Below are 26119 nucleotides of genomic sequence, written 5' to 3'. Positions count from 1 at the left end.
TGTTCCCGTCCGGTCGGGGCCGCTCGCCACAACTTTTCGGGAACGATGGACGGACCGGTGCGGTGCGCCTGCTACGCCTCGGCCGCCCGGTGCCCGGTCAGGCGGCGGGCGAGGTGATCGACGGCGAGCCGGTACCCGTCGATGCCCGCCCCCACGATCACGGCGTCGGCCACGCCGGAGATGTACGAGTGGTGCCGGAAGTCCTCGCGCCGGTGCACGTTGCTGATGTGCACCTCGACGACCGGCAGCCCGACGGCGGAGAGGGCGTCCCGCAGCGCGATGGAGGTGTGGGTGAAAGCACCGGCATTGATGACGATGCCGTCCGCGGTGCCTCGCGCCGCGTGGATCGCGTCGATGAGTTCGCCCTCGTGGTTGGACTGTATCGCCGTCGTCGTGCAGCCCGCTGCCTGCGCGGCCTCCTCGGCCAGGCGCACGACGTCGTCGAGCGTGGCCGTGCCGTACACGGACGGCTCCCGGGTGCCGAGCAGGTTCAGGTTGGGGCCGTTGATCACGAGGATGCCGGGCGTGTGGTGCGTCATGCCTCCACTATGCCGCACGGCTCCCGGCCGGCACCGGATCGGCGAGCCGCGCGCGCAGGCGGACGGCACCGATCGCACCGGCCACCGTCACCAGGCTCATGGCGGCGAGGACGACGCCGGGGTGCCACCAGGCGCCGTCGGTCGCGATGCCGAAGCGCTGCGTGATCGAGGGTGCGAATCCCGCGACGATCGCGGCGATGCTGTAGGCGAAGGACAGCGCGGTGAACGCCGTCGCCGGCTTGAAGATGTCCGCCATGAGTCCACCGAGGGCGGCCCAGCTCGCCGTCGGCAGGATGCCGCCGAGGATGATGGCGGCGATGTACATCGGTTCGGTGGCGATGCTGATGACCCAGTACAGCGGGAAGGCGATCAACGCCGTTCCGAGGGCCCCGCCGGCGACGACCTTCGCGGACCCGATGCGCATGGCGAGGTATCCGAACGCCGGGATGGTGCCGAGCTGGAGGATGGACCCGACGAGGGCGGCGTTGAGCACCGTGGCCTGGGAGAGGCCGAGCGTCTCGGTGCCGTAGGCCTGGGTGTAGGTGACCATGAGGAAGTAGGAGCCGATCCCGAGCACCGCGGAGGCGATCGCGACGACGATCGCGACCGGCTGGGACTTCAGGACCTCGAGGAAGGGGATGCGGGGCAGCCGGTGTCCCTCGCTCACCTGCTTGAAGACCGGGGTCTCGTCGATGGCGAGGCGCAGGTAGATCGCGACGGCGAGGAACGGGAAGGCGAGGAGGAACGGGATGCGCCAGCCCCAGGTGGTCATGACTTCGGGTGCGACGACGGCGAGGACCAGGAAGATGACCGAGATCAGCATGGTGCCGACCGGGGACCCGAGCTGGGGGATCGACGCGTAGAGCGCCCGCTTCCGGGGTTCGGCGTGCTCGGTCGCGATGAGGATGGAGCCGCCCCACTCGCCGCCCAGGGAGAGTCCCTGCAGGAAGCGGAGCGCGGTCAGGATGATGGGCGCCCAGATCCCGATGGCGTTGTAGTCGGGAAGCAGCCCCACGGTCCCCGTGGCGAGACCCATCAGCGTGATGGTCCAGATCAGGGTCCGCTTGCGGCCGATCCGGTCACCGAGGTGGCCGAAGAGGATGGCTCCGAGGGGGCGGGCGACGAATCCCATCGCGAAGACCAGGAACGCCGAGAGGGTGCCGGTCAGCGGATCCTGCTCGGTGAAGAAGACGACATTGAACACGAGTGCGGCTGCGGTGCCGAACACGTAGAAGTCGTAGGACTCGAGTGCTGTTCCGACGAACGAGGCGCCGGCGACGCGGCGGGCCATGCGCGGATTCGATACGGGAGGCTGCTGAAGCGTAGTGGACACGCTGAAATTGTCCTCTCGGCAGTGCCGTGGGGCCACGTTTCAGGACGAACATCACACTGCTGCGGCCCAGGGAGCCTACGCGGGCAGGGACCGTCGCACCTGCGCCCCGATGGTCGCCCGCCCCGCCGCCACGAGCGCCCCGGTCACGGCGGCGGGGTCCTCCATGAATCCGTGCACCATGGCGCCGTCCCGCAGCATGATGAGTTGGTCCGCGACGAGGTCCGGCTCGTCCGCACCGAGGTCGCGCAGGAGGTCTGCGACGACGCCGTGCAGCCAGGAGCGGTACCGGGCGACGGCGGCCCGCACCGGGTTACCTGCCGCGGGGTACTCGGCTGCGGCGTTGATGAAGGTGCAGCCCCGGAAGCCCGGACGGCAGGCAGCGCTGCCGTTGGCTTCGGCGACGTGCAGCAGGACCGTGCAGGCGTCGAGCCCGGCCGCACGCTCCTTCGCCACGGCCTGCTGCAGCAGGCCGAGCTGCTGATCGAGGTAGGCGACCACGAGGTGGTCCTTGGAGGGGAAGTGGCGGTAGAAGGTCACCTTGGTGGTACCGGCGTCGGCGATGACGCGATCGGCGCTGACCGAGCGGATGCTCGTGGCGTCGAACAGTGCGGTGGCCGAGGCGAGGATGCGCTCGCGGACGGGCGGCTGGGCGGTCATCGTGCTCCATTCGGGGTTCGGGGCTTCTCCGGCGACGATTTTGTGGACGTAGAGTTACTAGTTAGTCTACAAGGGATGGGCGTCACCCTGGCACCCGGGACGAAAGGATCGACACCATGAGTGCTCTCTACACGGCAGTGGCCACGGCAACGGGCGACGGGCGCAACGGCGAGGCCCGGACCGACGACGGGCAGCTCGCCGTCGACCTGGCCGTCCCGAAGGAGATGGGCGGAGCCGGTGGCGCGACCAACCCCGAGCAGCTCTTCGCCGTCGGGTACGCCGCCTGCTTCCACAGCGCCCTGAAGCTCGTCGCGGGCCGCAGCAAGGCGAAGATCAGCGACACCGCCGTCACGGCCGAGGTCAGCATCAACCCGACGGACGGCGGCGGGTTCCAGCTCGCTGTCGCACTGCACGCCGAGATCGGCGGCGTGGACCAGGAGACGGCAGACTCCCTCGTCGAGCAGGCCCACCAGGTCTGCCCCTACTCGAATGCCACGCGCGGCAACATCGACGTCACGGTGGACGCCACGATCGGCTGATCTGCCCCGATGGACGCAGAAGGCCCCCGCCCGAGGGCGGGGGTCCTCTGCCTGCGCTGCTACTTCCGCAGGGACACGGCGATCTGCTGCATGATCGTCGGGTCCGACAGGGTGGTGGCGTCACCGACCTCGCGACCCTCCGCCACGTCCTTGAGCAGGCGGCGCATGATCTTCCCGCTGCGGGTCTTCGGCAGTTCCGGCACCACCAGGATGTTCCTCGGCTTGGCGATGGGCCCGATCTCCTTGCCCACATGGTTCCGCAGGGTGGTGACGATGTCGTCGTCGTCCTTCGCCGAGCCCCGCAGGATCACGAAGGCGACCACCGCCTCACCCGTCGTCTCGTCGCTCGCGCCGACGACGGCCGCCTCCGCCACCGACGGGTGGCTCACCAGCGCCGATTCGATCTCCGTGGTGGAGAGCCGGTGGCCCGAGATGTTCATGACGTCGTCCACGCGACCGAGGAGCCAGATGTCGCCGTCGGCATCCTTCTTCGCGCCGTCCCCCGCGAAGTACATGGCGTCGAAGCGGGACCAGTAGGTGTCCTTGAAGCGCTGGGGATCGCCCCAGATACCCCGCAGCATCGAGGGCCACGGCTCGCGGATGACGAGGTAGCCGCCGGAGCCGTCGGGTACCGAGGCGCCGAGCTCGTCGACGACATCGATCGCGATGCCGGGGACGGCGACCTGCGCCGAGCCCGGTTTCGTCGCCGTGACACCGGGCATCGGCGCGATCATGTGAGCGCCCGTCTCCGTCTGCCACCAGGTGTCGACGATCGGAGCCTTGCCACCGCCGATGACCTCGCGGTACCACATCCAGGCCTCGGGGTTGATGGGTTCGCCGACGGAACCGAGGACGCGGATGGAGGACAGATCGTACTTCTGGGGGATGTCGCGCCCCCACTTCATGAAGGTGCGGATGGCCGTCGGGGCCGTGTAGAGGATGGTGACGCCGTACTTCTCGACGAGTTCCCACCATCGGCCCTGGTGCGGGGTGTCCGGTGTCCCCTCGTACATCAGCTGCGTCGCGCCGTTGACGAGGGGCGCGTAGGCGACGTAGCTGTGGCCCGTCACCCAGCCGATGTCCGCAGTGCACCAGAAGACATCGGTCTCGGGGCGGAGGTCGAACGTGTTCCGGTGCGTGAAGGCGGTCTGCGCGAGGTAGCCACCGGTCGTGTGGAGGATGCCCTTCGGCTTCCCGGTGGTGCCGGAGGTGTAGAGGATGAACAGCGGGTGCTCGGCGTCGTGGGCCACCGCGGCGTGCTCGTCGGACGCCCCCTCCACGACGTCGTGCCACCAGACGTCGCGCCCCTCGGTCCATTCGACGGGTTCGTTGTTGCGGCGGACCACGACGACGTTCGTGACGGTGTGCCCCTCCTTCTCGAGCGCACCGTCGACCGCGGGCTTGAGGGCACTGGGCTTGCCCCGGCGGTAGGTGCCGTCGGAGGTGACCACGAGTTTCGCCTCGGCATCGTCGATGCGGCTGCGGAGGGCGTCCGCGGAGAACCCGCCGAACACCACGGAATGGACCGCGCCGATGCGCGCGCAGGCGAGCATGGTGACCACGGCCTCCGGGACCATGGGGAGGTACACCGCAACACGGTCGCCCTTCTCGACGCCGAGCGATTCGAAGGCATTGGCAGCCTTCTTCACGTCCCGTGTGAGCTCCGCATAGGTGATGGTCCGGGTGTCTCCGGGCTCGCCCTCGAAGTGGATGGCCACGCGATCGCCGAGCCCGGCCTCGACATGGCGGTCCAGCGCGTTATAGGCCGCATTGATGGTCCCGCCCACGAACCACTTGGCGAACGGGGCATCGGTCCAGTCGAGCGTCTGCGTGAAGTCCGTGTCCCAGGACAGGAGTGCACGGGCCTGGGCCGCCCAGAACTCCGTGCCCTGCTCGCGCGCCTCGTCGTAGAGGGACGGCTGGGCGACGGCGTTCGCGGCGAACTCCGCGCTGGGCGGGAATCGGCGCTCCTCGTGCAGCAGGTTCTCGAAGGCGTCGCCCTGGCGATCGGCGCTCATGTTCTACCCCTTTATGACGTGTCCGGTACAGATTCGATGGAGGAGCCCGGCCGGGGCCGCGAGGAATCGCAGCATGGCGACGTGCTCCACCGGAACACTATCGAGTTCTCCGCTCGCCGTGTGCCCGCGGTCACACGGCCTAGCCGAGATGCGGCGATTGTGCGGTGAGTGGCCAGGACGCTCCGCGCCTCGTCGGTGGAGTTGCCACGGGCCGGTGGCTAGGGTGGACGAAGGTAATCAGCGCCGGTGGTCGGGGGCCGCCGGTGACCAGGGCTACGAACGGGAGAAGACCATGACCGAATCATCCGAGGGGCAGCGCGCCGCCGGTGCGGACACCGGAGGGCCGGCACCCTCGTCCTCGGGGCACGGCTCGGATCCGGGAGTGTCGTCCTCCCCGGTCGGCCCCAGTACAGCGCTCGTCGGTCCCTTCACGCTCCGCGAAACGGTCTTCGGCGGGGGCGTGGCCCTGGTCTTCATCGGTACGCTGCTGCCGTTCATCGACGGCATGGTGCGCTCTGCCACGTTCTGGAACACCGAGCCGCTGTTCTTCATCGGCATCGGCATCCTGATGCCCGTGATCGCGCTGGCACTGCTGGCCGGTCGTCGGCTCGGATCGCACGGGCTCCGGGTGGGATCGCTCTCCGTCGACCAGTTCGCGTCCGTGAGCGCCGTGCTGGCCGCCGCCTTCTTCTTCCTGGAGACCGTCACCGACTTCCGGGCCGGGTCCCTGCTGGCGCTGATCGGAGCCCTCGGCATGCTGGCGGCGACCGTCGTCGGCCCCTTCCTACCCGTGGTGAGGAACGACTTCGAGGACCGGCCGGAGGTTGCGGCCCATCGCACGGCACGTCCCATGACGGCCGCCGGCCCCCGCCCACCCAGGCCGGAGAAGGTAGAGAAGGCAGAGAAGGCAGAGAAGCCTGGAAAGGTGCTGAAGGCCGAGAAGTCGTTAGCCTCCGTGACGACCGGACCGGCCACGGGTGACGCCGGCAGCTCGGCAGCTCCCGGCCGGTCGGGTGCCACCGATCGCGGACGAGCGGGGGATGACATCAATCCGGCTGCGGCTGCCGTCCGGCAGAACGGTGCAGGCCTCTATGGCGCGGGTGGCGCGGGTGTGGTGGGAGCAGGAGCCGCAGCGTCGGGCCAGTCCGGGCTGGAGCGGTCCGCCGCGCAGGCATCCGATCGGGATGCGTCGGCCGAGTCGGGCGCGCACTCCGTCGGTGAGGATGCCGATGAGCGGACGGATGGCCGCTCCGACCGCTCGCCGGAGTCCCGGACGGGCGCCGCGGATCAGATTCGCGCGCACGACGTCGTGCGGGACGAATCGACGAAGACCTACGGGGCGGCCGACGCAGCACCGGAGGAACGCGCGCGGCAGGAGCCGATCACCGCCACCCGGTCCGCGGATGAGGAACCGGTCGTCGAAGCCTTCTGGTTCGCCGTCGGATCCCCCCGTCCCGTCGTGGACGAACAGTCGGGACGCGAGATCTTCACCCTGCAACCCGGTGACTGGGAAGTGGGCATCGAGGACCGGGGGCACGAATTCCTCGTCCAGGACAAGCGCACGGGCGCCGTCGGTATCCTGCGCGATCTCCGCAACATCGAGCGCGCCCCCCGCGACTGACGCACCGACCGCCACGGCGAGCACGTGGACAGAGACGCACCGCTGGAAGGAAGCCCTATCGTGGCAGGCAGGAAAGTGAAGCTCGAGGAGGAGGCTCCGGTCACCCTCAAGCGCCGTGCTCGGAAGATCAACCGGATCCTCGGTGAGACGTATCCGTACGCGGTCGCCGAACTCGACTTCAGGAACGCTTTCGAACTCCTCGTCGCGACCGTCCTGTCGGCGCAGACCACCGACGTCCGGGTGAACCTGACCACGCCGGCCCTGTTCGAGCGGTATCCGGACGCCAGGACCCTGTCCGAGGCGGACGAGATGGAGCTGCAGGAGATCATTCGCCCCACCGGGTTCTACCGCGCGAAGGCGAACAGCCTCCTGTCCCTGTCCCGCCGCCTCGTCGACGACTACGACGGCGAGGTCCCGCCCTCGCTGCAGGATCTCGTGACGCTGCCCGGAGTGGGCCGCAAGACGGCCAATGTGGTGCTCGGCAACGCGTTCGGCGTTCCGGGCATCACGGTCGACACGCACTTCGGGCGTCTGGCCCGTCGCTTCCGGTGGACGGCATCGGACGATCCGGTGAAGGTCGAGATGGAGGTGGGCGTGCTGTTCGACCGCAAGGACTGGACCATGCTGTCCCACCACGTCGTCTTCCACGGCAGGCGGATCTGCCACGCCAAGAAGCCCGCCTGCGGTGTCTGCCCCGTCGCAGCCCTGTGCCCGTCCTACGGAGAGGGCGAGACGGACCCCGTCAAGGCAGCGAAACTCCTCAAGTACGAGCTCGCACCGGGACGCGAGGACCTCCTGGACCTCATGCGAGCGGGACGCACCCGGGCAGAGCTCCGCGAGGCAGGGCACGGACTGGGTGCCTGAATCATCGACGCCCAGGGGAAGGGGCGCAGCGTCACGGTCGACCGACCGTTGTCGGCCACGACGCTGCGCCCTGTCGGTCGGCCGGCGATGAGCGTCCGCGACGACGTGTCCGTCTGGGTCCGCTCGATGCAGGGCACCGACGCGGCGCTCGTGCGGCCCGAGGGCTGGCAGTTCGCCAGGCTCGATCCGGCACGAACCCGTCGTGCGGCCGTCCTGGTCCTGTTCGGCGTGCGACAGGATCGCAGCCCAGCGCCGGCTCCGGGCGACCTCACCCATGACGACCTCGATCTCCTGTTCGTGGTCCGCGCAGGCTCGCTGTCCCATCATCCCGGGCAGGTGGCGTTTCCCGGTGGGACCATCGATCCCGGTGACGTCGACGAGGGCGGCGCAGCGCTCCGTGAGGCGCGGGAGGAGACCGGCCTCGATCCCGAGGGAGTCGCGCTCCTCGGCCCGCTTCCGGAGGTCGGCCTCCCGGTCAGCAACTTCATGGTCACTCCCGTTCTCGCCTGGTGGGAGCGGCAGTCGCCGACCCACGCCGTGGACACTGCGGAATCCGAACTCGTCTTCCGGTGCCCCGTGAGTACCCTGCTCGACCCGGACCGCAGACGGACGGCGTTCCTGGAACGCGACGGCTTCGTCAGCCGTACCCCGGCCTTCGTCACGCCCCACGCCGTGATCTGGGGATTCACGGCGATGCTTCTGGACGCGATCTTCGACGGACTGGGGTGGACCCGCGCGTGGGACCGCTCGCTGGAGATCCCCGCACCGCTGTGAGCCGGCCCGGGCCCTCCCCGAGCGGCACTGTCGAGGGTCTCGCCGGCAGGTAGCGTTCGCCCACGTGCGCCGGCAGGCCCACGAGCCCCTCAACGGTGTCGAGGCGTTCCTTCGTCCTGACCGCAGCGCTCGCGGCCGGGAGCAGCTGTGTCCCGACGCCCTTCGCCCGGACCAGTTCGAGCACGCGTTCCGGAGTGTTCCCCTGGGGCAGGACCGATCGCAGGACCGTCCGGCGGGTGGCGACCGGCAGGAGGCCGAGAGTGAGTGAGGCGGGATTGGAGAGGGCCAGGGAGACCGCCTTCGAATCAACGAACCTGACGGCGGCGGCTCCGACGGGGTGTACGAACCGCACTGCCGGCGCGAGCACCGAGAGTCGGGGGGAGGAGGCGGCATGCCAGGCCGTCACGGACAGGGTCCGTCGCGGCGGACCGACGAGCGAGGACAGGGCGGCCGGCGTTCGTGAGAGCGCATGCAGCCCGGTCGTGAGCCGACCCGCTCCCGGGAGACGTGCCGCCACCGCACCGACGGAGCGGGCCGCCGTGGTGAGCCGTGCCACGACGGCCTGCACCCGGATCACCATCTGCGCAGCCCGAGCCGCTCCGACGAGGGACGTGATCGCCGCCGATCCGCCGAGCGTCACGAAGCTCAGGGCGATGCCGACCCCCGCGAGAGCCGCGCATTCCAGCAGGAAGGAGTGCGTCTCGTCGATGAGTTCTTCGTGTGCGAGGGTGATGGCCTCTGCGAGCGAGCTGCAGGCGCCGGCGATGTCCCGCGCTGCCACCGCGATCTGCCGGCCGGTGTCCTGGATTGCAGCGTTCCTCGTGCGGAACTGCGTCAGGTCCGCCGAGGCGAGCCCTTGCACGGCGTCGCCGGCGACGGCCGCAGAACCGTCCATCCCTCCCTCGATCTGCGCGGCGAGCTCCCTCCATGCGGTGCTCGCGGATCGGAGCGCTTCAGGGTCTCCGGCCGGCCAGAGGACGCCCGCGATCCCCGCGACGATGTCCCAGCCAGGCGGAGGACAGCCCCTATTGCCGTCAGCGGCGGAGGGAAACACCCATGCCGGCCCGTCCGGACGGAACGCGGGCAGGAACGGGGTCATGAGGGCAGAGACACCCATCGACGCGACGTGCTCGGCCTGGAGGTACTTCCCAGCTGCGATGGCGAGAGCGCGCGAGGTGTCCGAGCAGGCGAGTTCGAGCTCGCGGCAGGCATCGGCCGCTTCGGCGGCGGCCGGATCGTACGAGGCAGCCCAGTCGGACCCGAGGGCGTCCCAGCCCGCCATTCCACCGCTCCGGTCGAGGATCCCGCCCAGAACACCGACCGCATCGGAGATCCTGCTGCCCGCCGCCTCGACGAATGCGGACGCCTCCTCCATCCGGTCCGTGTCGATCCTCAGCGCGTGCATCCAACTCACCCTCCCCTGTGACCGTGCCACCGTACGGGCCGGACGATCTCCTCGGCCGGAAGGGCGGGACGATGTGGACAACCCTGCGCGGGAGCTACTTGGCGTCCGCGTAGGAGCTGACGATCGCCGTCGTGATCGCGAAGTCGATGGGGATGTCACCGAAGATCAGTCGCGTCGCGGCTCGCGCAGCGTCCTCGAGCACGGCCTGCGCCTCCTCGGCGCGAGCGACGGGGACGTGGAGCATCACCTCGTCGTGGAGGAAGAAGGCGATGCGGCTGCGTGGCTCAGGAAAAGCCGCCGTCGCGATGCGCCGCCGCACCTCCGCCAACCAGCACAGGGCCCATTCGGCAGCGGAGGCCTGCACCACGAAATTACGGGTGAACCGTCCGCGGGCCCGCGCCGCGCTGTCGGCGCGACGCTGTTCCTCCGCCGTCGTCGTCCGCTGCCGCGCGAACCATTCCTCCGACGCGGGAGGGCACCCGCGGCCCAGGTAGCTCGAGACGCCCCTACCCGTCTCGCCGGCCCGCGCCGCGGCCTCGACGACACCGATCGCGCGCGGGTAGGCGCGTGTCAGCTGGGGCATGAGTCTGCCGGACTCGCCGCTCGTGGCCCCGTACATGGCCCCGAGCATGGCCAGCTTCGCCTTCGACCGGTCACCTCCGAAGCCCTGGTCGGCGATGCCCTGGTACAGGTCGCGGCCGCGTGCCGCAGCCGCCAACGCGGAATCACGACCGAGGGCCGCCAGGACCCGGGGTTCGAGCTGCGCGGCATCGGCGACGACGAAGCACTGACCGTCGTCCGGCCGGACGGCGTCACGTACCTGGCGAGGGATCTGCAGCGCCCCACCCCCGCGGGACGCCCACCGACCGGACACCACTCCACCGACGACGTACTCGGGGCGGAAGCGTCCGTCGCGCACCCACGTGTCGAGCCAGATCCACCCGTTCGCCGTGAGGAGACGGGACAGCTTCTTGTACGCCAGGAGCGGTCCGATGGCCGGGTGATGATGCTGCTCCAGCTCCCAGGAGCGGGTTGTCCTCACCTCGATTCCCGCGCGATGCAGCGCCCTCAGCATGTCCTGCGGGGAGTCGGGATTCAGCGCAGGGCTGGCGAGGGCAGTCCGCAGTGCGTCGGCCAGCCGCTCGAGTTCCACCGGCCGCACTCCTTCCCGAGGTCTCGGTCCGAGGGTCCGTTCGAGAAGGTCCTCATGAACGTCCCGCCGCCACGGCAGGCCGGAGTGCTCCATCTCCGCAGCGATCAGTCCGCCCGCGGACTCGGCGGCGATCAGGAGGGATAGCCTGGTGTGGTCCGTGGTTCCTGCGCTCGCAGCGAGCTGGTTCCGGAACTCTTCGACGACCTCGTCGAGGCGAGGGCCCGTGGGCTCCTGGGGTTGGTCGAACAGCGAATGCTGGTTGGCGGCCACCGGTGGCGGCAGGAGGGTGCGAGGCGGCTCCGTCCCGTCACCGCTCGGCCCGTTCGCCCTCAGCGCGTCGAGGTAGGGTGACGCGCCGGAAGAAGGCGAGTTCGTCAGGATCGTGCGGGTCAGGGCCAGATCCCAGCAGCGGTCGACATCCGAACCTGCGCGCAGCAGATCCGGGTACCACTGCCGCGTACTGCTCCAGACCCACCTCGGCCGGCCCGACTCCTCGGTCGCCACGACCGACGGTAGCTCCCGGCGGGAGACCGTTCGGGCCCCGCCGACAAGGGCCCCGCCGACGTCGAGACGCTGTAGCTGGACGTCACCGGGATCAGCGCGCCCGGACGGCGGCGCCACGGCGATGTACATGCCCATATTGTCGGCCGTCCCGGTGTCATTCCTGCAATCCGCAGCCTTTCCGCCTGCTTGTCCACATAGCCGTACCACCGCCCCGCTGCCACCTCATGGAGATCGAGGCTTGGGTCATGACTCAGCAGGGGTGGAAGGTCGATACCGCGCAGTGCGGGGTCGTCCTCGCGGGTGGATCGCAGTTCATCAGGGATCAGGTCGCCCGGGCCTGCGCTGCCGCCGGTATCGCTCCGGTCCTCGTGAACGGTCTCGCCGAGGCGCTTCACCTCGACCCCGAGGTACTGCTGGTGGGTGTGGACGCACCCCTCGACCAACTCTCGGCGACGCGTGACGTGATCGTGGTTGCCGCGGCGGACGAGGAGGCCCGTGTGTGGGGGAAGGCGGCCCATCTCGCATCGTCCCGGGTGGTCATCGTGCCGCAGGGCGGCGGGTGGCTGGCCGAACACCTCGGACGTCGCCTCCATCCGGCGACCGGTGGGTCCGTGATCGGATTCACCGGCTCCTCGGGTGGTTGCGGTGTCAGCTCCTTCGCCTTCTGGTGCGCGCGGGCGCTGTCCCGCGAAGGGCACAGGACGCTGCTGGTGGACGGACACCCCGCCGGCGGGGGACTGGAGGTGAGCATCGGCTGGGAGGAACATCCGGGCGTCCGGTGGGAGGACCTGGACGGTATCCGGGGAACGCTCAACGCGGATCAGCTCTCCTCCGCCCTGCCGACGGTCAAGGACCTGTCGGTCCTGTCCCACAGGGCGCCGTCGGGAGACCGGGCCAGAGGGGGACTGCAGGCCACGGCCGAAGCGGGTGGGATCGTCCTTGATGCCGCCCGTGCCGGATTCGACCTCACCCTCGTCGACCTTCCCTCCGGGCACGCCGGCGGCGGCCCGCTGGTGCAGCTGTGCGATGCTCTCGTCCTCCTCGTGCCGTCCCGTCCGCGCGGCATCACGGCGGCCGGTGCCGCCCTCCGCTCCCATGCGGCACTTCCGGTCACCGTCGTGCTGCGAGGCCCCGTCACCGATGGGCTCGATGCATGGTGCGTCGCGGAGATGCTGGGGGTGCCGGGTCCGCTCCCGCTCCTCCCGTCCGTCCGCGGCGCGTCCGCTGCCGAGGTGAGCGGCCGCCAGGCCGACCTCCGTCTGCCGCGGAAGGCGCGGAGAACCGTCGATACGATCTGCCGGGTCCTCAGGGGGCCGGCATGACGCACGGGAGATCGGCGGCGGGCCGGACGCGCCGCGAGATCCGGCTTTCGTCGGAGCAGCCCGGTCGCCGCAGCACGGATGTGTCGGGGTTCCTCCGCCCGGAGCATGGGCACCGCGATGCTGCCCTCGTGGACTCCGTCAGACGGGCGGTGCTGGCCGGCGAGGTGGCCGCGACGGATGCTTCCTTCGCGGGCGCGATCGGGTCCACCGGCAGGTTGCTCGGGTCGGAGGGCGTCCTGACCGCTCTCGATCTCGTCCGGGCCGAGCTCGAGGGTCTCGGACCGCTGGAGCAGTTGGTCGCCGATCCCACGGTCACCGACATCCTCGTGAACGGGCCCGAGGACGTATGGGTCGACGGTCCCGACGGATTACAGCGGATCGGGCGGATCTTCACCGCGGACGCGGAGGTGCGGACGCTGGCCGTCCGGTTGGTCGCGGCCGGGGGGCGGCGTCTTGATGACGGGTGTCCGGCCGTCGACGTCCAGCTCGACGGGTTCCGTGTCCATGCGGTGCTTCCGCCGATCTCGACCGCAGGTACGCTCCTGTCCATCCGGATCCGCAGGCGGCGTGTCCTCACGTTGGAGGAGCTGGTGGCGTCCGGGGCCGTGGCGCCGGTGATGGCGCAGGCCCTGACCCTGATGATGCAGGCGCGGCTGAATTTCCTGATCAGCGGCGCCACGGGTACGGGGAAGACCACCTTGCTCTCCACCTTGCTCGGGCTCGCGTCGCCGCAGGAGAGGTTGGTGCTGGTCGAGGACGCGGCGGAACTCGATCCCGCTCATCCGCACACGGTGGGTCTGCAGGCACGGCACGGGAACCTCGAGGGGGCCGGCGTCCTCGACCTCACCGAACTGGTTCGCCAGGCCCTGAGGATGCGGCCGGACCGCCTGGTCGTCGGGGAGTGCCGTGGCGCCGAGGTCAGGGAGCTCCTGGCCGCGATGAACACGGGTCACGACGGCGGTGGCGGGACCATCCATGCGAATTCCGCGGAGGCCGTACCCGCACGGCTCAGTGCGCTCGCCGCACTGGCGGGTCTGACACCCGAGGCACTCGACCGCCAGGCGGCCAGTGCACTCGACGTCGTGGTGCACGTCGCCCGAGACGGCCGTGGGCGGCACGTCGGGAGCCTGAACCTCCTCCGACTCGAGCGGGCTGCCGGGCTGGTCGTCGACCCCGTCCTCGTCGACGCCGGGCAGGGTTGCTTCCGGTCCGGCGGGTGGGTCGATTTCGCGCGGCGTGTCGGCTGGACCGGTCCTGTGCCGGAGCTCGCGGTCGAGGCCCGGTGTCCGGCCCGCACGGTCCCATGACCGGGGCAGCAGTGGCCCTGTTGCTCGTGCTCGCCGTCCTCGTGCTCGCGGATCCGGGCAGGCCCGTCCGTCACGAAGGCGCAGTGGCTTCCGCCGGTCGGAGGGCCGTGGGACGTCCGCCCGGGGTCCTCCGGCTCCGGTCGCGATTCGGGCGCATGCCGGGGTCGGAGTCGGGGTCGGAGTCGGTGGAGGAGCTACCCCTGTTCGTCCGCCAGATGGCCGGCCTGCTCAGGGCGGGGAGACCTCCCTCCGTGCTGTGGATCGATCTGGAGGGTGTGTATGCGAAGGAGGGCACCGGGTTCGCCGCCCGGGCGAGGCCAGTGATCTCGGCGGCACGGCGGGCGTCCGCCTTGGGCCTGAGTGTCCCGGAAACCCTGAGCGACGCCCTCGGTGCCGCACCGCAGGACACCACGGGGGGCTTCCTGACCGAGGCGGTCGGTCGTCTCTGGGGAGATCTTGCGGCATGCCTGGCCGTGGCGGAGAGGAGCGGTGCCCCGCTGGCCACGATCCTGGACCACTACGCCGCCCAGTTGGAGGCCGAGTTCGCGGGGCGGGCCGCGAGGGAGACGGCTCTTGCCGGACCGCGCGCCACGGTCGTCCTCCTGACCTGGCTGCCCGTCGTCGGACTGCTGCTCGGCTTCGCGCTGGGCGTCGATCCGGTGCAGGTGCTGTCCACCGACCCATGGGGACGGTCAGCTCTCTGCACGGGCGTGCTGCTCATGGTCGTCGCGCGGTGGTGGTCGGGGCGCCTCGTCCGACGAGCGGAATCGACCTCCTGATGGAGGGTGTGCTGACGGCGCTGCTGCTCGCTGCAGGGACGATCCTCCTCTCTCTGCACCCACCTCGGACCAGGCGCGCACCGGTGCCGTCGCGACGCTCCCGCGAGCGGCGGGGTGTGGACGACGCGCCCCTGCTCCTCGACCTGATGGCGGCGATGCTCGACGCGGGGTCCTCGGTCGAGAATGCCCTGGCTGCGGTTGCCTCGGTGGCGGACGTCGACGTCGGTACCCCACTGAGCCGGGTTCATCAGGCACGACGTCTAGGAGCCGCCTGGGACGACGCCTGGGAGATGGCGGTGACCACGAGGACGGAGCCGGGCGGCCGGCCACGCGTTCCCCTGCGTGGAGGTGAGCAGCGCGCCGCAGGGACCGTTGGTGCCGTGCGTCGCGGACTCCAGTTCGCGGTCACGACCGGCGCCCCGTCAGCCGAACTGCTGCGGGCACACGCCCTGCAGATCCGGCGTCGCCGCATCAGCGCAGGAGAGCGGAAGGCAGCGGCGCTCGGGGTGCACCTCGTCCTGCCGCTGGGACTCTGCTCCCTGCCGGCGTTCATCTGCCTCGGCGTCGTTCCCGTGGTCCTCGGTCTCCTGCCGGCGCTCTAGGCGGGTCCATCGGCGTGCTCCGTCGGTTCCGCTCATGCCGTGCCCGCTCCATCCGGTCCGGCGACCGCCGGCGGGCCCTGCCCGGTCAGGGTCGTCGACCCCCGTCTGGCCGAGTCCGGCTCGGACGTCAGCCCCCTCGTTGCCGTGACCGTTCGGTCCGGTGGCCGCCCGCTGGCCGTGACTGTTCGGTCGGGCCGTGCCCTGTGGATCCGCCGCAGCAGCCCGCCGGCCGACGCGGCGATCGGGCCGGAGCAGGACCTGCTGCGTCATCCGCGACCGGTTATCCACTTAGCGCCTCCGTCCGACCGGGTCATCGGTCGAGCTGGCGAGAGTTGTTCCTGCGACGACCGTCGCGCACCGAGCGTGGGGAAGCCCACGACGAGAAGGAGATGTCATGGTCAACGAACTGCCCACGAGTCGCCCGGAGACTCACCAGAGGACGCTGCACGCCGGGGAGGGACTGCAGGATGATGATCCCGTTCACCCGTCGGGCCCGGTCGCAGGACGCGATCCGCGTGAGGCCGAGCCCTTGGCATCTACCCACTGCGGGGATGGGTCGAGGATGTTCGTCGTACCGCGCCTCCCTGTCATCCCGCCCTCCGGCCTCGTTGACCGCGACGGACGGGGGCACAGCCACGCGCCGGACAAAGGGACTGTGCTGCACGGAGGGGCCGACGACGCCGGCCGCAACCGGGCTGCCCGGCGTGCTCTCGCGCGGCGCCGCCGCTCCAACGAGCGGATCCTCCGTGACCGCGGGGCCGGCCCGATCGATCGCGAGGCCGGTATGGCGACGGCGGAGTACGCCATCGCGACCCTCGCGGCGGTGGGTTTCGCCGCGCTGCTCGTCGCGGTCCTCTCCAGCGGAGAGATCAAGGGGCTGCTCATGTCCCTCATCACGTCGGCCCTGAACTTCGGCTGATGCGCAGGGATCAGGGCGGATCCGACGGCGGTCACGTCGGGGCGCGGGCTGCTGCCGATGTCGACTCCGTTCGCGGCCCGGCGCGGGTCCTGCATTCCTTCGACTCCACGAGGGCGCAGGGCCGCGAGTGCTTCGACCGCGGGTCGGTCACCGCCGAGGTCGCCGTCGTGCTGCCCGCCCTGGTCCTCCTCGCAGGTCTGCTGCTCGGCATCGGCCACGTCGGCGTGCTGCAACTGCGCATCGACGAGGCGGCGCGCGCCGGAGCGCGGGAGGCGGTTCGCGGCGAGAGCAGCGACTCCGTGCAGCAGACCGTGCGGAGGCTCGCGGGCGATGGCGCCGTCGCTTCCATCGAATCAAGCGGCGGCTGGACGACGGTACACGTCCGGGCCGAGGTCGTGGGGCCGCTCGTCGACCTGATGGACATCGACCTCATCGCGTCGGCATCCGGTCGGGAGGAGACGAATGGCTAGGTCGACCGGCCCGGGAGCCGGCCCAGATCGGCTCGACCATGAGACGGGCGCCGGGACGGTGCTGATGGCGGGACTCGCGCTACTGGCACTCCTTCTCATCGGATCGGCCGGACTGCTTCTGCAGGCGGCCTCGGCCGCATCGAAAGCGGCGACGGCGGCGGACCTGTCCGCACTGGCCGCGGCGGACACGGCACGCGGGCTCGCGGTCGGTGAGCCCTGCACGGTAGCGGCCGAGGTGGCTGCCAGGCACGGAGCGACGGTGCAGGACTGCGCAGTGGAGGCGACCGGCGAGGGAACTGTCACCGTTCGCGTGCGGATCGACCTCGCCGGTGTCCTGCCCGATGCGGTCGGAGCGGCACGCGCGGGCCCGCCACCGTGAGGACGTTCATCCGCCCAGGAGGAGGACCCGCGAGGCGGCGGCCGGTCGTCCTGCTGCATGCGACGGTGTCCGCGGAGCCGGCGCGTCACGGGCGCAGCCGGTCCGCTCCTCGGCGCGTGCGCGGGTCAGTGGTTTCCGCCGGCGGGGATGGACCTGCCCGTACCTGCCGTCCGGCCCTCGGAGACAGCGGCGGGTGCAGGCCCCGCCTGCTGCAGGATGAGGGACAGCACGGCCACTGCGCCGCCCTTGCTGAGCGGATTGTTGCGGTTGCCGCACTTCGGCGACTGCACGCAGGACGGGCAGCCGGACGCGCACTCGCAGGCCTCGATCGCATCGCGTGTGGCGGACAGCCATGTCCGGGCGGCCTCGAAACCGCGCTCGGCGAACCCCGCCCCGCCGGGATGGCCGTCGTACACGAAGATGGTCGGCTGCCCGGTGTCCGCATGCAGTGCTGTGGACACCCCGCCGATGTCCCAGCGGTCGCTCGAGGCCACCAACGGCAGCAGGCCGATCGCTGCGTGCTCGGCCGCATGGAGAGCGCCGGGCAGCTCCTCCGCGGAGATGCCCTCGGCCTCGAGGAGCTGGGGGCTGATCTCGAACCAGACGCCCTTGGTGAAAAGGTCCCGCGCACCGAGTTCGAGGGGTTCCTCACCCAGGATCTCGTTCGAGGAGAACGCCTTGCGCTGGAAGGAGACCACCTGCGTGGTCACCTTCACGTCGCCGAAGTTGGCGAGCACCTCTCCCCACAACACGCTGATGTCACGTCCGATCACCTCGATCTGCGTGACGTCGCGTGCCTGCGTGTAGTAGTCGGGGTGGGCCCTCGACACCACGGCGCAGTGGTCCTCCTCGTTGAGTTCCTGCACCACGTAGGTCCGTCCCTGGTGGACGTAGACCGCGCCGGGATGAGCCTGGTAGTGGCTCTGCGGGGAATCCATCGTCCCGAGCAGCGCGCCGGACTCCTCCTCCACGATGTTGATGGGTCCGCCGCCGTCGGCCCGCAGATTGACCATCGCCGCCGCGCTCTGGGGATGCGTCCAGAACCACCCGGCTGGACGGCGGCGCAGGAAGCCCTGCTCGCACAGGGTGCCGAGGAGTTCACCGGTGGTGGGACCGAAGAGGTCGAGGTCCTCGTCCGTCAGGGGAAGCTCCGCGGCGGCGGCGCAGAGGTGCGGGCCGAGGACGTACGGGTTCGAGGGATCGAACACCGTGGCTTCGACGGCGAGGTCGAACACGGCCTCCGGGTGATGGACCAGGTAGGTGTCCAGGGGATCATCGCTCGCGACGAAGGCGGCGATGGCATCCTGACCCGATCGTCCGGCCCTGCCGATCTGCTGCATCAGCGAGGCGCGGGTACCGGGCCACCCCGCGACGAGCACCGCATCCAGGCCGGAGATGTCGATGCCGAGCTCCAGCGCGGACGTGCTGGCCACGCCGAGGAGCTCGCCGCTGCGGAGGGCGGATTCGAGGGCACGCCGCTCCTCCGGCAGGTAGCCCGAGCGGTACGCGGCGATGCGGTGGGGCAGGCTGGGGTGCACGTCCTCGAGCATGCGGCGCGACGTCTGGGCGATGCTCTCCGCTCCCCGTCTGGACTTGATGAAGGCGATGGTCCTCACCCGGGCGGCGACGAGATTGGCCAGCAGGTCGGAGGTCTCCGCGATGACGGTCCTCCGGGTGGCCGCTCCGTTCTCGCCCCTGGCGCCGGTGAGTTGCGGCTCCCAGAAGGCGACCGTCGTCGAGCCGTGCGGGGAACTGTCCCGGTCGACGGCGCGTACGGGTGCCCCGATCAGCCTGCCGAAGGACGCCGCGGGCTCGGCCGAGGTGGCCGACGCCCCGATGAACACGGGATGCGCCCCGTAGCTCGCGCAGATCCGCCGCAGTCTCCGCAGCAGATTGGCGACGTGGGAGCCGAAGACACCGCGGTAGCTGTGCGCCTCGTCGATGATCACGTACTTCAGCCGGCGGAAGAACCTCGCCCACCAGGTGTGGTTCGGGAGGATCCCGTAGTGGAGCATGTCGGGGTTCGCGAGGACCAGGTTCGCATGGTCGCGGATCCAGCGGCGCGCCCCCGACTCGGTATCGCCGTCGTAGGTCTCGGCGCGCACGGTCGGCAGCTTGAGAGCGTTGATGGCGGACAGCTGGTCCGCGGCCAGCGCCTTCGTCGGGGCCAGGTACAGCGCCACCGAGCCGTTGGGCGCGAGCGTGGCGCGGTTCGCCAGTTCGCTGCGGTGGATCTCGTCGAGCACCGGCAACTGGTAGCACAGGGATTTCCCGGAGGCCGTCCCGGTCGCGATGATGGTGTGCTCCCCACCGTGAGCCGACGTCGCCCCCTCGACCTGGTGCCGCCAGGGCTCACGGACGCCGCGAGCCCCGAAGGCCTCGACGACGTCGGGGTGGGCCCAGTCAGGCCACGGAGCATAATCCGCCTCGCGCGCCGGGATCTCCCGCACATGGAGGAGTTGCTCGGGGTCGGTTCCACCCCCGAGCAGGGGGATCAGGGGGTTCGGCGGCGCCACCCGGCAATTCTCCCATCGGGGCGGGCGCAGCGACGGGTCGGAGGGGGTTTATCCTCTGACGACGAACACGTCCGCCAGGTGCTGCCACCCGAGGAACTCGTACAGGGCGCGGCCGTCCGCGGACGCCATGAGGAGCCCGGTCCTGACATCGTCCTCGAGGACCCCGGCGGTCAGGGCCCGCATCACGTAGCTGCCGAGTCCGCGGCGCCGGAAGTCCTCCTCGGTGACGATGCGGTCGTACACCGCGTAGTCATCGACCACCGAGACCGACCCTCGCGCGGCGACGGCGTCGCCGGACCGAACGGTCACGCGCCGGCAGGCGCCCTCGCTGTCCCGTTCGAGCGTGAACTCGTCGCCCGGCGGTCGCGGGTCCTCGACGTCCTGTCCGTGCATGTCCGCGCTCATCAGCGACTGCTGCCGATCGGTCACCCGCAGTCCGGCGGATTCCGCCTCGTCGATCAACTCCCGCATCCGGTTCGTGACGACCGTGAGGATGCGCCGCGGGTCATCCTTCGTCTCGGCCGCGAGCTCCCTGAAGCGTTCAGCGGTGGGCTCGAAGAGGAAGTGCTCCGTCTGGTCCTGCTGGTCGGTCAGGAGCACGGAGGTGCTGCGCGCGTCCCGGTGCGCGTCGTACCCGCGGCACGCGGACCATCCGGCGATCCAGGTCTGGAGGAGTTCTTCGTCTGCATGTACGCCCATGTGCTGAACCATAGTTCTCGGCGGCGGCTAATCACAGGGACGGGCGCGAGGGTGACCGTTTTGAGACGCAAAGTAGGCTTTAAGTCGTGTCGATGAACCGTATTGCCCTGTATTACGCCTTTGCGCCGCTCCCCGATCCCGACGCCATCAGACTCTGGCAGCGCGCACTCTGCGAGAAGTGGGGGCTGCGGGGCCGGATCCTGATCTCGAAGGACGGCATCAACGGCACCGTCGGTGGGGACATCGCCGCGGTCAAACAGTACGTGAAGACCACCCGCGAGTATCCCGCGTTCAAGGGCATGGACATCAAGTGGTCCGACGGCGGCGCAGCGGACTTCCCCCGGCTCAGCGTGAAGGTCAGGGACGAGATCGTCTCCTTCGGGGCGCCGGGCGAGCTCCGCGTGGACCGCGACGGGGTGGTGGGAGGCGGCGCGCACCTCGCACCCGAGGAGCTCCATGCCCTGGTCGACGCCAAGAAGGCGGCGGGGGAGGAGGTCGTGTTCTTCGACGGGCGCAACGCCCTCGAGGCGCAGATCGGCCGGTTCAGGAACGCGATCGTCCCCGACGTGCGGACGACCCACGACTTCGTCCGCGAGCTCGACTCCGGCAAGTACGACGACCTCAAGGACAAGCCGGTGGTCACCTACTGCACGGGTGGCATCCGCTGCGAGGTCCTGTCCAGCCTCATGATCAATCGCGGCTTCCAGGAGGTGTACCAGCTCGACGGCGGGATCGTCCGCTACGGCGAGAAGTACCGCGACGGGGGACTCTGGGAGGGTTCGCTGTACGTGTTCGACAAGCGCATGCACCTCGAATTCAGTGACGACGCCGTCACCCTCGGCAGGTGTGTGCGGTGTGCTGCGCCCACCAGCACCTTCCAGAACTGCTCCAATCAGGAGTGCCGGAACCTCACCCTGTACTGCGCAGGCTGCGCCGCGGACCCCGTCACCCTGCGCTGCCCGCAGGGCTGCGAGGCCGACGAGTCCGAAGCGACAGCAGCGGGTGCCGCCTGATGCGCGGGCGTGAGGATGCGGTCAGGTCGAGCGACGCCGACGACGTCGAGGCTGCCTCGGCTCGGGCGGGCAGCGCGTGGCCGGAGTTCGACGCCGATGTCGCGACTGCGCCGTCGAGCCAGGACCCCGCACTGCTCGTCGCGCTCGCTGCCGACCTCGAGGCGCTCGACTACACGGTCGACGGCGTCGGAGCCCTGCTGGGCCCGGCCGCCTACGCGGCCCTCGCCCGGGGACAGCTGGCTCCGGCACTCCTGCAGGCCAGGAGGCTGCTGGGGAGTCCGGCGCGCGAACCCCTGATCCTGACGTCATCGCAGCGCGTCGACGGCGGCGAGCATCCCCGCTCCGAGCCGGTGAGAGCCGTCCCTGTGCTGCTGTGGCTCCTCGGGGACGCCGTGGACGGCACCGCGATCGATGCCGCCTTCCCCCGGACAGGACGAGCGGGGCTCCTCCGGCTCCGGCTGGTCGAGGAGGGGCAGCCGGTCGAGGAGGGCGGGTCCGCCGGCACCGGCGGTTCCGCCGAGTCATGGGCGGACCCTGCAGCCGACACGGGGACGTCGCCCGGGCCCGGCATGGCGCAGGGCATCCGGGCCGCCGTGGAACTGCGTCCCTACGGCTCCGACGTGGGCGGGGACCTGTGGGTCGCGAGCGACCTCGGCTCCGAGCAGCGTCCCGGGCCTCTCCGCCACGACCACGTCCTCGGGATCGGCGGGGCGTCGCTTACCCTGGCACAGACCGTGATGCGGACGCCGGTGGGCCGCGCTCTCGATCTCGGGACGGGTTGCGGCATCCAGGCCTTCCATCTGCTGTCCCATGCCCGGCACGTCACCGCCACGGACATCTCGGACCGGGCGCTCGCGTTCGCCCGCTTCAACCTCCTGCTGAACGGGCCCGTGCTCGGGGTCGATTCGGAGCAGCCGGGGGACCGGATCACCCTCCGGCTCGGGAGCCTCCTCGAGCCCGTGGCGGGCGAGCACTTCGATCTCGTGGTCTCGAACCCGCCCTTCGTCATCACGCCGCGCACCGGTCCGCAGGAGGAGTCCTACACCTACCGCGACGGCGGCCTGGCAGGGGACGCCATCGTGGAGACGCTGGTCCGCGAGCTTCCCGGGGTGCTCGCGCCGGGCGGCGCCGCCCAGCTGCTCGGCAACTGGGAGATCACGGAGGGAACCCCGTGGGACCGGCGGATCCGTTCCTTCGTCCCGGCCGGCGTCGATGCCTGGGTGATCCAGCGCGAGCAGCTCACCCCGGTGCAGTACGCCGAGACCTGGCTGCGCGACGCCGCGGAGAACCGGGACCGGGCGGCGTACCTCGGCAGTTTCGCCGCGTACCTCGCGGACTTCTCCTCGCGGAACGTCGAGGCCGTCGGATTCGGTTCCGTCTGGCTGAGACGCCCTGCCGGGGAGGACGCACTCGTCCGGGTCGTGCTCGAGGAGATCACGCACGAGATCGAGCAGCCCATCGGCCCGCACCTGGCCGCCGCCGTCGGACGCGCGGACTGGCTCTCCGCGCGGACCGAGCAGTCGGCGTCGGGCCTCGGCATCGCGGACGAGTTCCTCCTCGTGGCCGATGACGTCACCGAGGAACGGCACCAGCGCCCGGGCGCAGAGCACCCCGGCGTCATCCTGCTGCGCCAGGGGGCGGGTCTCCGGCGGACGTCGCTCCTCAGCACGGAACTCGCGGGCTTCGCCTCGGCGTGCGACGGCGACCTCACGGCGGGGCAGATCGCGGGGGCTCTCGCGATGCTCCTCGAGCGGCCGGATCCCGCGTTCAGCACCGGGCTGCTGGTCGATGTCGAGCAGCTGATCCGGGAGGGGTTCCTGATTCCGGGGGCCTGAAACCAGCCGTTACCCTTGTGCAGGTACGCATGACGCATACTGTGTGGTGAGGCCCAGCAGGGGGTTCCGGACCGTGAACCCGCGAACCTGCCGAGGTATCGCACCCGTATATATAGGAGAGAAGTGCCGACCAAGGCCACGGACAAGAAGCACGGCAAGAAGCTCGTCATCGTCGAGTCCCCGAGCAAGATCAAGAGCATCTCGGGGTATCTCGGTGAGGGTTTCCAGGTCGCGGCGTCCATGGGGCACATCCGTGATCTCCCCCAGCCGTCGGATCTGCCGGCGGAGCTCAAGAAGTCCTCGGTGGGCAAGTTCGCCGTCGATCTCGACAAGGATTTCGAGCCGTACTACGTCGTCTCCCCGGAAAAGCGGAAGACCGTCGCCGAGCTGAAGGCGGCCCTGAAGGACGCCGACGAGCTCTATCTCGCCACCGACGCCGACCGCGAGGGCGAGGCCATCGCGTGGCACCTGCTGCAGGTCCTGAAGCCGAAGGTCCCCGTGTACCGCCTGACCTTCGGCGAAATCACCAAGGAGGCCGTCACCCGCGCGCTCGGTGAACTGCGCGAGGTCGACATCCCGATGGTGGACGCCCAGGAGACGCGGCGCATCCTCGACCGGCTCTACGGCTATGAGATCTCGCCCGTCCTGTGGCGCAAGGTGGCCCGCGGGCTCTCGGCCGGACGCGTGCAGTCCGTCGCCACACGCCTCGTCGTCGAGCGCGAACGGGAGCGCATGGCGTTCCGCGCCGCGTCCTACTGGGACCTGACCGGCACGTTCACGCCCGAGGACTCCTCGAAGGGCAGCGCATTCCCCGCGAAGCTGGTCGCCGTCGACGGCAGCCGGATCGCCTCCGGCAAGGACTTCACCGACCGTGGCGAGCTCAAGTCATCGGCCGTGGCACGCCTCGACGAGGACTCCGCACGGTCGCTGGTGGCCGGCCTCGAGTCGGCGACGTTCGCGATCCGCTCGGTGGAGACCAAGCCCTACACGCGGCGTCCCGCCGCCCCGTTCACGACGTCGACCCTGCAGCAGGAAGCCGCGCGCAAGCTGCGCTTCAGCTCGAAGGTGACCATGCAGGTGGCGCAGCGCCTGTACGAGAACGGCTACATCACCTACATGCGTACGGATTCATCCTCGCTCTCGGACCAGGCCATCAATGCGGCGCGCCGGCAGGCCTCGGAGCTGTACGGACCCGAGTACGTGCCCGAGGCACGGCGCGTCTACAAGGGCAAGGCCAAGAATGCACAGGAGGCACACGAGGCGATCCGCCCCGCCGGTGACTCCTTCCGCACGCCCGCCCAGGTGGCGCAGTCCCTGCGCGGCGACGAGTTCCGCCTCTACGAGCTGATCTGGAAGCGCACCGTCGCCTCGCAGATGGCCGATGCCAAGGGGTCGACGGCGTCGCTGCGCCTCGGCGCGACGAGCGCGGACGGCAGGGACGCAGAATTCGCGGCGTCCGGCACCGTCATCACCTTCCGCGGCTTCATGGCCGCCTACGAGGAGGGGCGCGACGCCGACCGCGCCGAGGACGGCGCCGACGACGACGCGCAGGGGACCCGCCTGCCGAACGTCGCCAAGGGTGACGCGCTCGGGGCGAAGGCCATCGAGGCCGTAGGCCACGAGACGTCCCCGCCCCCGCGCTACACCGAGGCCTCCCTGGTGAAGGTCCTCGACGAGCGCGGTATCGGCCGCCCGTCAACCTACGCGGCGACCATGTCCACCATCATGGACCGCGGCTACGTCCGGACACGCGGCCAGGCGCTGGTACCGAGCTGGATCGCGTTCTCCGTGGTGCGCCTGCTCGAGGAGCACTTCAACGACTACGTGGACTACGACTTCACAGCGGAGCTCGAGGAGGACCTCGACCGCATCTCGCGCGGCGAGGCCGGCCGCGTCGAATGGCTGAACCGCTTCTACTACGGCGATCGCAAGGAGACGGGCCTCCACACGATCGTCAACGACCTCGGCGAGATCGACGCACGGCGCATCAACTCGGTGGAGATCGCGGACGGCATCACGCTGCGCGTCGGCAAGTTCGGCCCCTACCTCGAGAAGCCGCTCCCCGCGGACGCGCCCGAGGGGACGGAGCCGCAGCGTGCCAACGTGCCCGAGGACCTCGCTCCGGACGAGCTGACGGCGGAGAAGGCCATCGAACTGATGGAGGCTCCGACGTCGCAGGAGCGGGAGCTCGGGAAGGATCCCGAGACGGGGCGTACCATCGTGGCCCGCGACGGGCGCTACGGACCCTACGTGATCGAGCTGATCCCGGAGGTGACGGCCGAGGAACTCGCGAGCCAGCCCGTGGAGTACTACAAGAACGGCAAGCCCAAGCCGCCCAAGAAGCCAGCGAAGGTCAAGCCGCGCACGGGATCGCTGTTCAAGTCCATGTCCGTGGACACCGTGACGCTCGAGGACGCCCTCAAGCTCATGAATCTGCCGCGCGTGCTCGGCACGGACGAGGAGGGCAAGGAGCTCACCGTGCAGAACGGCCGCTTCGGGCCGTACCTGAAGAAGGGCAGCGATTCCCGGTCGATCGGCTCGGAGGAGGAGATCTTCACGATCACCCTCGAGCAGGCGCTGGAGATCTACAAGCAGCCCAAGCAGCGTGGCGGCCGCACGGTCACCCCGCCGCTCGCGGAGTTCGGTGACGACCCGGTGAGCGAGAAGCCGATCGTCGTGAAGGACGGGCGCTTCGGTCCGTACGTGACCGACGGCGTCACCAACATCACCGTGCCGGGATCGATGGCCATCGAGGAGCTCACGCGCGAGCAGGCGATCGACATGCTGGCCGAGAAGCGCGCCAAGGGTCCGGCGCCGAAGAAGACGACCCGGCGGGCACCCGCCAAACGCAAGGTCGGGGCGGGCAAGTAG

22 protein-coding genes are annotated in these 26119 nt (G+C 70.3%); 14 read left to right on the top strand and 8 right to left on the bottom strand.

What is annotated here, in order from left to right; genetic code table 11:
* Positions 1-71: 71 nt before the first annotated feature.
* From aroQ to NVV32_RS14305, 3 genes are all read right to left on the bottom strand, one after another.
* Positions 72-539 (bottom strand): type II 3-dehydroquinate dehydratase, encoded by a 468-nt coding sequence (gene aroQ / locus NVV32_RS14315; RefSeq protein ID WP_422390607.1) that lies wholly within the window; start codon positions 537-539, stop codon positions 72-74.
* A gap of 7 nt (positions 540-546) precedes the next feature.
* Positions 547-1872, bottom strand: coding sequence for an MFS transporter (locus tag NVV32_RS14310; RefSeq protein WP_422390606.1), 1326 nt, complete (start codon positions 1870-1872; stop codon positions 547-549).
* 75 nt (positions 1873-1947) lie between these two features.
* A complete protein-coding gene (locus tag NVV32_RS14305; RefSeq protein ID WP_422390605.1) occupies positions 1948-2529 on the bottom strand; it encodes a TetR/AcrR family transcriptional regulator in 582 nt (193 codons plus the stop codon).
* A gap of 116 nt (positions 2530-2645) precedes the next feature.
* Here NVV32_RS14305 and NVV32_RS14300 point away from each other — a divergent pair, with 116 nt between their 5' ends.
* Positions 2646-3068 carry an organic hydroperoxide resistance protein gene (locus tag NVV32_RS14300; RefSeq protein ID WP_055767462.1) on the top strand — a complete coding sequence of 141 codons (423 nt, stop codon included), beginning with the start codon at positions 2646-2648 and terminating at the stop codon, positions 3066-3068.
* Positions 3069-3127: 59 nt separating this feature from the next.
* Here the strand turns inward: NVV32_RS14300 and acs are convergent, their stop codons facing one another.
* Positions 3128-5086 carry an acetate--CoA ligase gene (gene acs / locus NVV32_RS14295; RefSeq protein WP_422390604.1) on the bottom strand — a complete coding sequence of 653 codons (1959 nt, stop codon included), beginning with the start codon at positions 5084-5086 and terminating at the stop codon, positions 3128-3130.
* Between the two features lie 292 nt (positions 5087-5378).
* Between acs and NVV32_RS14290 the strand changes: the two genes are divergently transcribed.
* From NVV32_RS14290 to NVV32_RS14280, 3 genes are all read left to right on the top strand, one after another.
* Complete coding sequence (locus NVV32_RS14290) at positions 5379-6707, top strand: hypothetical protein (protein ID WP_422390603.1); 1329 nt, start codon at positions 5379-5381, stop codon at positions 6705-6707.
* Positions 6708-6767: 60 nt separating this feature from the next.
* Positions 6768-7571 (top strand): endonuclease III, encoded by an 804-nt coding sequence (gene nth, locus NVV32_RS14285; protein WP_422390602.1) that lies wholly within the window; start codon positions 6768-6770, stop codon positions 7569-7571.
* Positions 7572-7658: 87 nt separating this feature from the next.
* A complete protein-coding gene (locus tag NVV32_RS14280; protein ID WP_422390601.1) occupies positions 7659-8345 on the top strand; it encodes an NUDIX hydrolase in 687 nt (228 codons plus the stop codon).
* Here the strand turns inward: NVV32_RS14280 and NVV32_RS14275 are convergent.
* Positions 8257-9750, bottom strand: a complete 1494-nt coding sequence (locus NVV32_RS14275; RefSeq protein ID WP_422390600.1) for a hypothetical protein — start codon at positions 9748-9750, stop codon at positions 8257-8259. The two genes, NVV32_RS14280 and NVV32_RS14275, sit on opposite strands and share 89 nt — an antisense overlap.
* A 94-nt stretch (positions 9751-9844) precedes the next feature.
* Positions 9845-11536, bottom strand: a complete 1692-nt coding sequence (locus tag NVV32_RS14270; RefSeq protein WP_422390599.1) for a bifunctional 3'-5' exonuclease/DNA polymerase — start codon at positions 11534-11536, stop codon at positions 9845-9847.
* A 116-nt stretch (positions 11537-11652) separates the two neighbouring features.
* On the opposite strand from NVV32_RS14270, the gene ssd reads away from it, so the two are divergent.
* From ssd to NVV32_RS14235, 7 genes are all read left to right on the top strand, one after another.
* A complete protein-coding gene (gene ssd / locus NVV32_RS14265; RefSeq protein WP_422390598.1) occupies positions 11653-12729 on the top strand; it encodes a septum site-determining protein Ssd in 1077 nt (358 codons plus the stop codon).
* Positions 12726-14036: a TadA family conjugal transfer-associated ATPase gene (locus NVV32_RS14260; protein WP_422390597.1), complete on the top strand. Its 1311-nt coding sequence runs from the start codon at positions 12726-12728 to the stop codon at positions 14034-14036. Before ssd ends, NVV32_RS14260 begins: the two co-directional genes overlap by 4 nt.
* The gene (locus tag NVV32_RS14255; protein WP_422390596.1) at positions 14033-14815 is read left to right on the top strand and encodes a type II secretion system F family protein; all 783 of its coding nucleotides are present in this window, start codon (positions 14033-14035) and stop codon (positions 14813-14815) included. Before NVV32_RS14260 ends, NVV32_RS14255 begins: the two co-directional genes overlap by 4 nt.
* A gap of 83 nt (positions 14816-14898) precedes the next feature.
* Complete coding sequence (locus NVV32_RS14250) at positions 14899-15417, top strand: type II secretion system F family protein (RefSeq protein ID WP_422390595.1); 519 nt, start codon at positions 14899-14901, stop codon at positions 15415-15417.
* A gap of 655 nt (positions 15418-16072) precedes the next feature.
* The gene (locus tag NVV32_RS14245; protein ID WP_055767484.1) at positions 16073-16336 is read left to right on the top strand and encodes a DUF4244 domain-containing protein; all 264 of its coding nucleotides are present in this window, start codon (positions 16073-16075) and stop codon (positions 16334-16336) included.
* Positions 16336-16806, top strand: coding sequence for a TadE family type IV pilus minor pilin (locus tag NVV32_RS14240; protein WP_422390594.1), 471 nt, complete (start codon positions 16336-16338; stop codon positions 16804-16806). Before NVV32_RS14245 ends, NVV32_RS14240 begins: the two co-directional genes overlap by 1 nt.
* Positions 16799-17185: an Rv3654c family TadE-like protein gene (locus tag NVV32_RS14235; protein ID WP_422390593.1), complete on the top strand. Its 387-nt coding sequence runs from the start codon at positions 16799-16801 to the stop codon at positions 17183-17185. The genes NVV32_RS14240 and NVV32_RS14235 overlap by 8 nt, the downstream gene beginning before the upstream one ends.
* Positions 17186-17310: 125 nt before the next feature.
* Here the strand turns inward: NVV32_RS14235 and NVV32_RS14230 are convergent, their stop codons facing one another.
* Complete coding sequence (locus NVV32_RS14230) at positions 17311-19701, bottom strand: DEAD/DEAH box helicase (protein WP_422390592.1); 2391 nt, start codon at positions 19699-19701, stop codon at positions 17311-17313.
* Positions 19702-19749: 48 nt separating this feature from the next.
* Positions 19750-20400 carry a GNAT family N-acetyltransferase gene (locus NVV32_RS14225; protein ID WP_422390591.1) on the bottom strand — a complete coding sequence of 217 codons (651 nt, stop codon included), beginning with the start codon at positions 20398-20400 and terminating at the stop codon, positions 19750-19752.
* A gap of 86 nt (positions 20401-20486) precedes the next feature.
* Here NVV32_RS14225 and NVV32_RS14220 point away from each other — a divergent pair, with 86 nt between their 5' ends.
* The 3 genes from NVV32_RS14220 to topA all read left to right on the top strand — a co-directional run bounded on the left by NVV32_RS14220 (position 20487) and on the right by topA (position 26119).
* On the top strand, positions 20487-21413 hold the full coding sequence (locus tag NVV32_RS14220; RefSeq protein ID WP_422390590.1) for a rhodanese-related sulfurtransferase: 927 nt from the start codon (positions 20487-20489) through the stop codon (positions 21411-21413).
* Positions 21413-23248: a DUF7059 domain-containing protein gene (locus NVV32_RS14215; RefSeq protein ID WP_422390589.1), complete on the top strand. Its 1836-nt coding sequence runs from the start codon at positions 21413-21415 to the stop codon at positions 23246-23248. Before NVV32_RS14220 ends, NVV32_RS14215 begins: the two co-directional genes overlap by 1 nt.
* A 123-nt stretch (positions 23249-23371) precedes the next feature.
* On the top strand, positions 23372-26119 hold the full coding sequence (topA, locus tag NVV32_RS14210; RefSeq protein ID WP_422390588.1) for a type I DNA topoisomerase: 2748 nt from the start codon (positions 23372-23374) through the stop codon (positions 26117-26119).

Origin of the sequence: Arthrobacter sp. N1 (assembly GCF_048288285.1) — a bacterium.
Taxonomy (GTDB): domain Bacteria; phylum Actinomycetota; class Actinomycetes; order Actinomycetales; family Micrococcaceae; genus Arthrobacter_D.
This window is presented reverse-complemented; position numbering and strand designations above follow the sequence as displayed.

Bases quoted from the DNA above. Each gene is read 5' to 3' on its own strand.
- aroQ (WP_422390607.1), bottom strand. From the start codon at position 539: ATGACGCACCACACGCCCGGCATCCTCGTGATCAACGGCCCCAACCTG.
- NVV32_RS14305 (WP_422390605.1), bottom strand. From the start codon at position 2,529: ATGACCGCCCAGCCGCCCGTCCGCGAGCGCATCCTCGCCTCGGCCACC.
- NVV32_RS14300 (WP_055767462.1), top strand. From the start codon at position 2,646: ATGAGTGCTCTCTACACGGCAGTGGCCACGGCAACGGGCGACGGGCGC.
- acs (WP_422390604.1), bottom strand. From the start codon at position 5,086: ATGAGCGCCGATCGCCAGGGCGACGCCTTCGAGAACCTGCTGCACGAG.
- NVV32_RS14290 (WP_422390603.1), top strand. From the start codon at position 5,379: ATGACCGAATCATCCGAGGGGCAGCGCGCCGCCGGTGCGGACACCGGA.
- NVV32_RS14280 (WP_422390601.1), top strand. From the start codon at position 7,659: ATGAGCGTCCGCGACGACGTGTCCGTCTGGGTCCGCTCGATGCAGGGC.
- NVV32_RS14275 (WP_422390600.1), bottom strand. From the start codon at position 9,750: ATGCACGCGCTGAGGATCGACACGGACCGGATGGAGGAGGCGTCCGCA.
- NVV32_RS14270 (WP_422390599.1), bottom strand. From the start codon at position 11,536: ATGTACATCGCCGTGGCGCCGCCGTCCGGGCGCGCTGATCCCGGTGAC.
- ssd (WP_422390598.1), top strand. From the start codon at position 11,653: ATGACTCAGCAGGGGTGGAAGGTCGATACCGCGCAGTGCGGGGTCGTC.
- NVV32_RS14260 (WP_422390597.1), top strand. From the start codon at position 12,726: ATGACGCACGGGAGATCGGCGGCGGGCCGGACGCGCCGCGAGATCCGG.
- NVV32_RS14255 (WP_422390596.1), top strand. From the start codon at position 14,033: ATGACCGGGGCAGCAGTGGCCCTGTTGCTCGTGCTCGCCGTCCTCGTG.
- NVV32_RS14240 (WP_422390594.1), top strand. From the start codon at position 16,336: ATGCGCAGGGATCAGGGCGGATCCGACGGCGGTCACGTCGGGGCGCGG.
- NVV32_RS14235 (WP_422390593.1), top strand. From the start codon at position 16,799: ATGGCTAGGTCGACCGGCCCGGGAGCCGGCCCAGATCGGCTCGACCAT.
- NVV32_RS14225 (WP_422390591.1), bottom strand. From the start codon at position 20,400: ATGGGCGTACATGCAGACGAAGAACTCCTCCAGACCTGGATCGCCGGA.
- NVV32_RS14215 (WP_422390589.1), top strand. From the start codon at position 21,413: ATGCGCGGGCGTGAGGATGCGGTCAGGTCGAGCGACGCCGACGACGTC.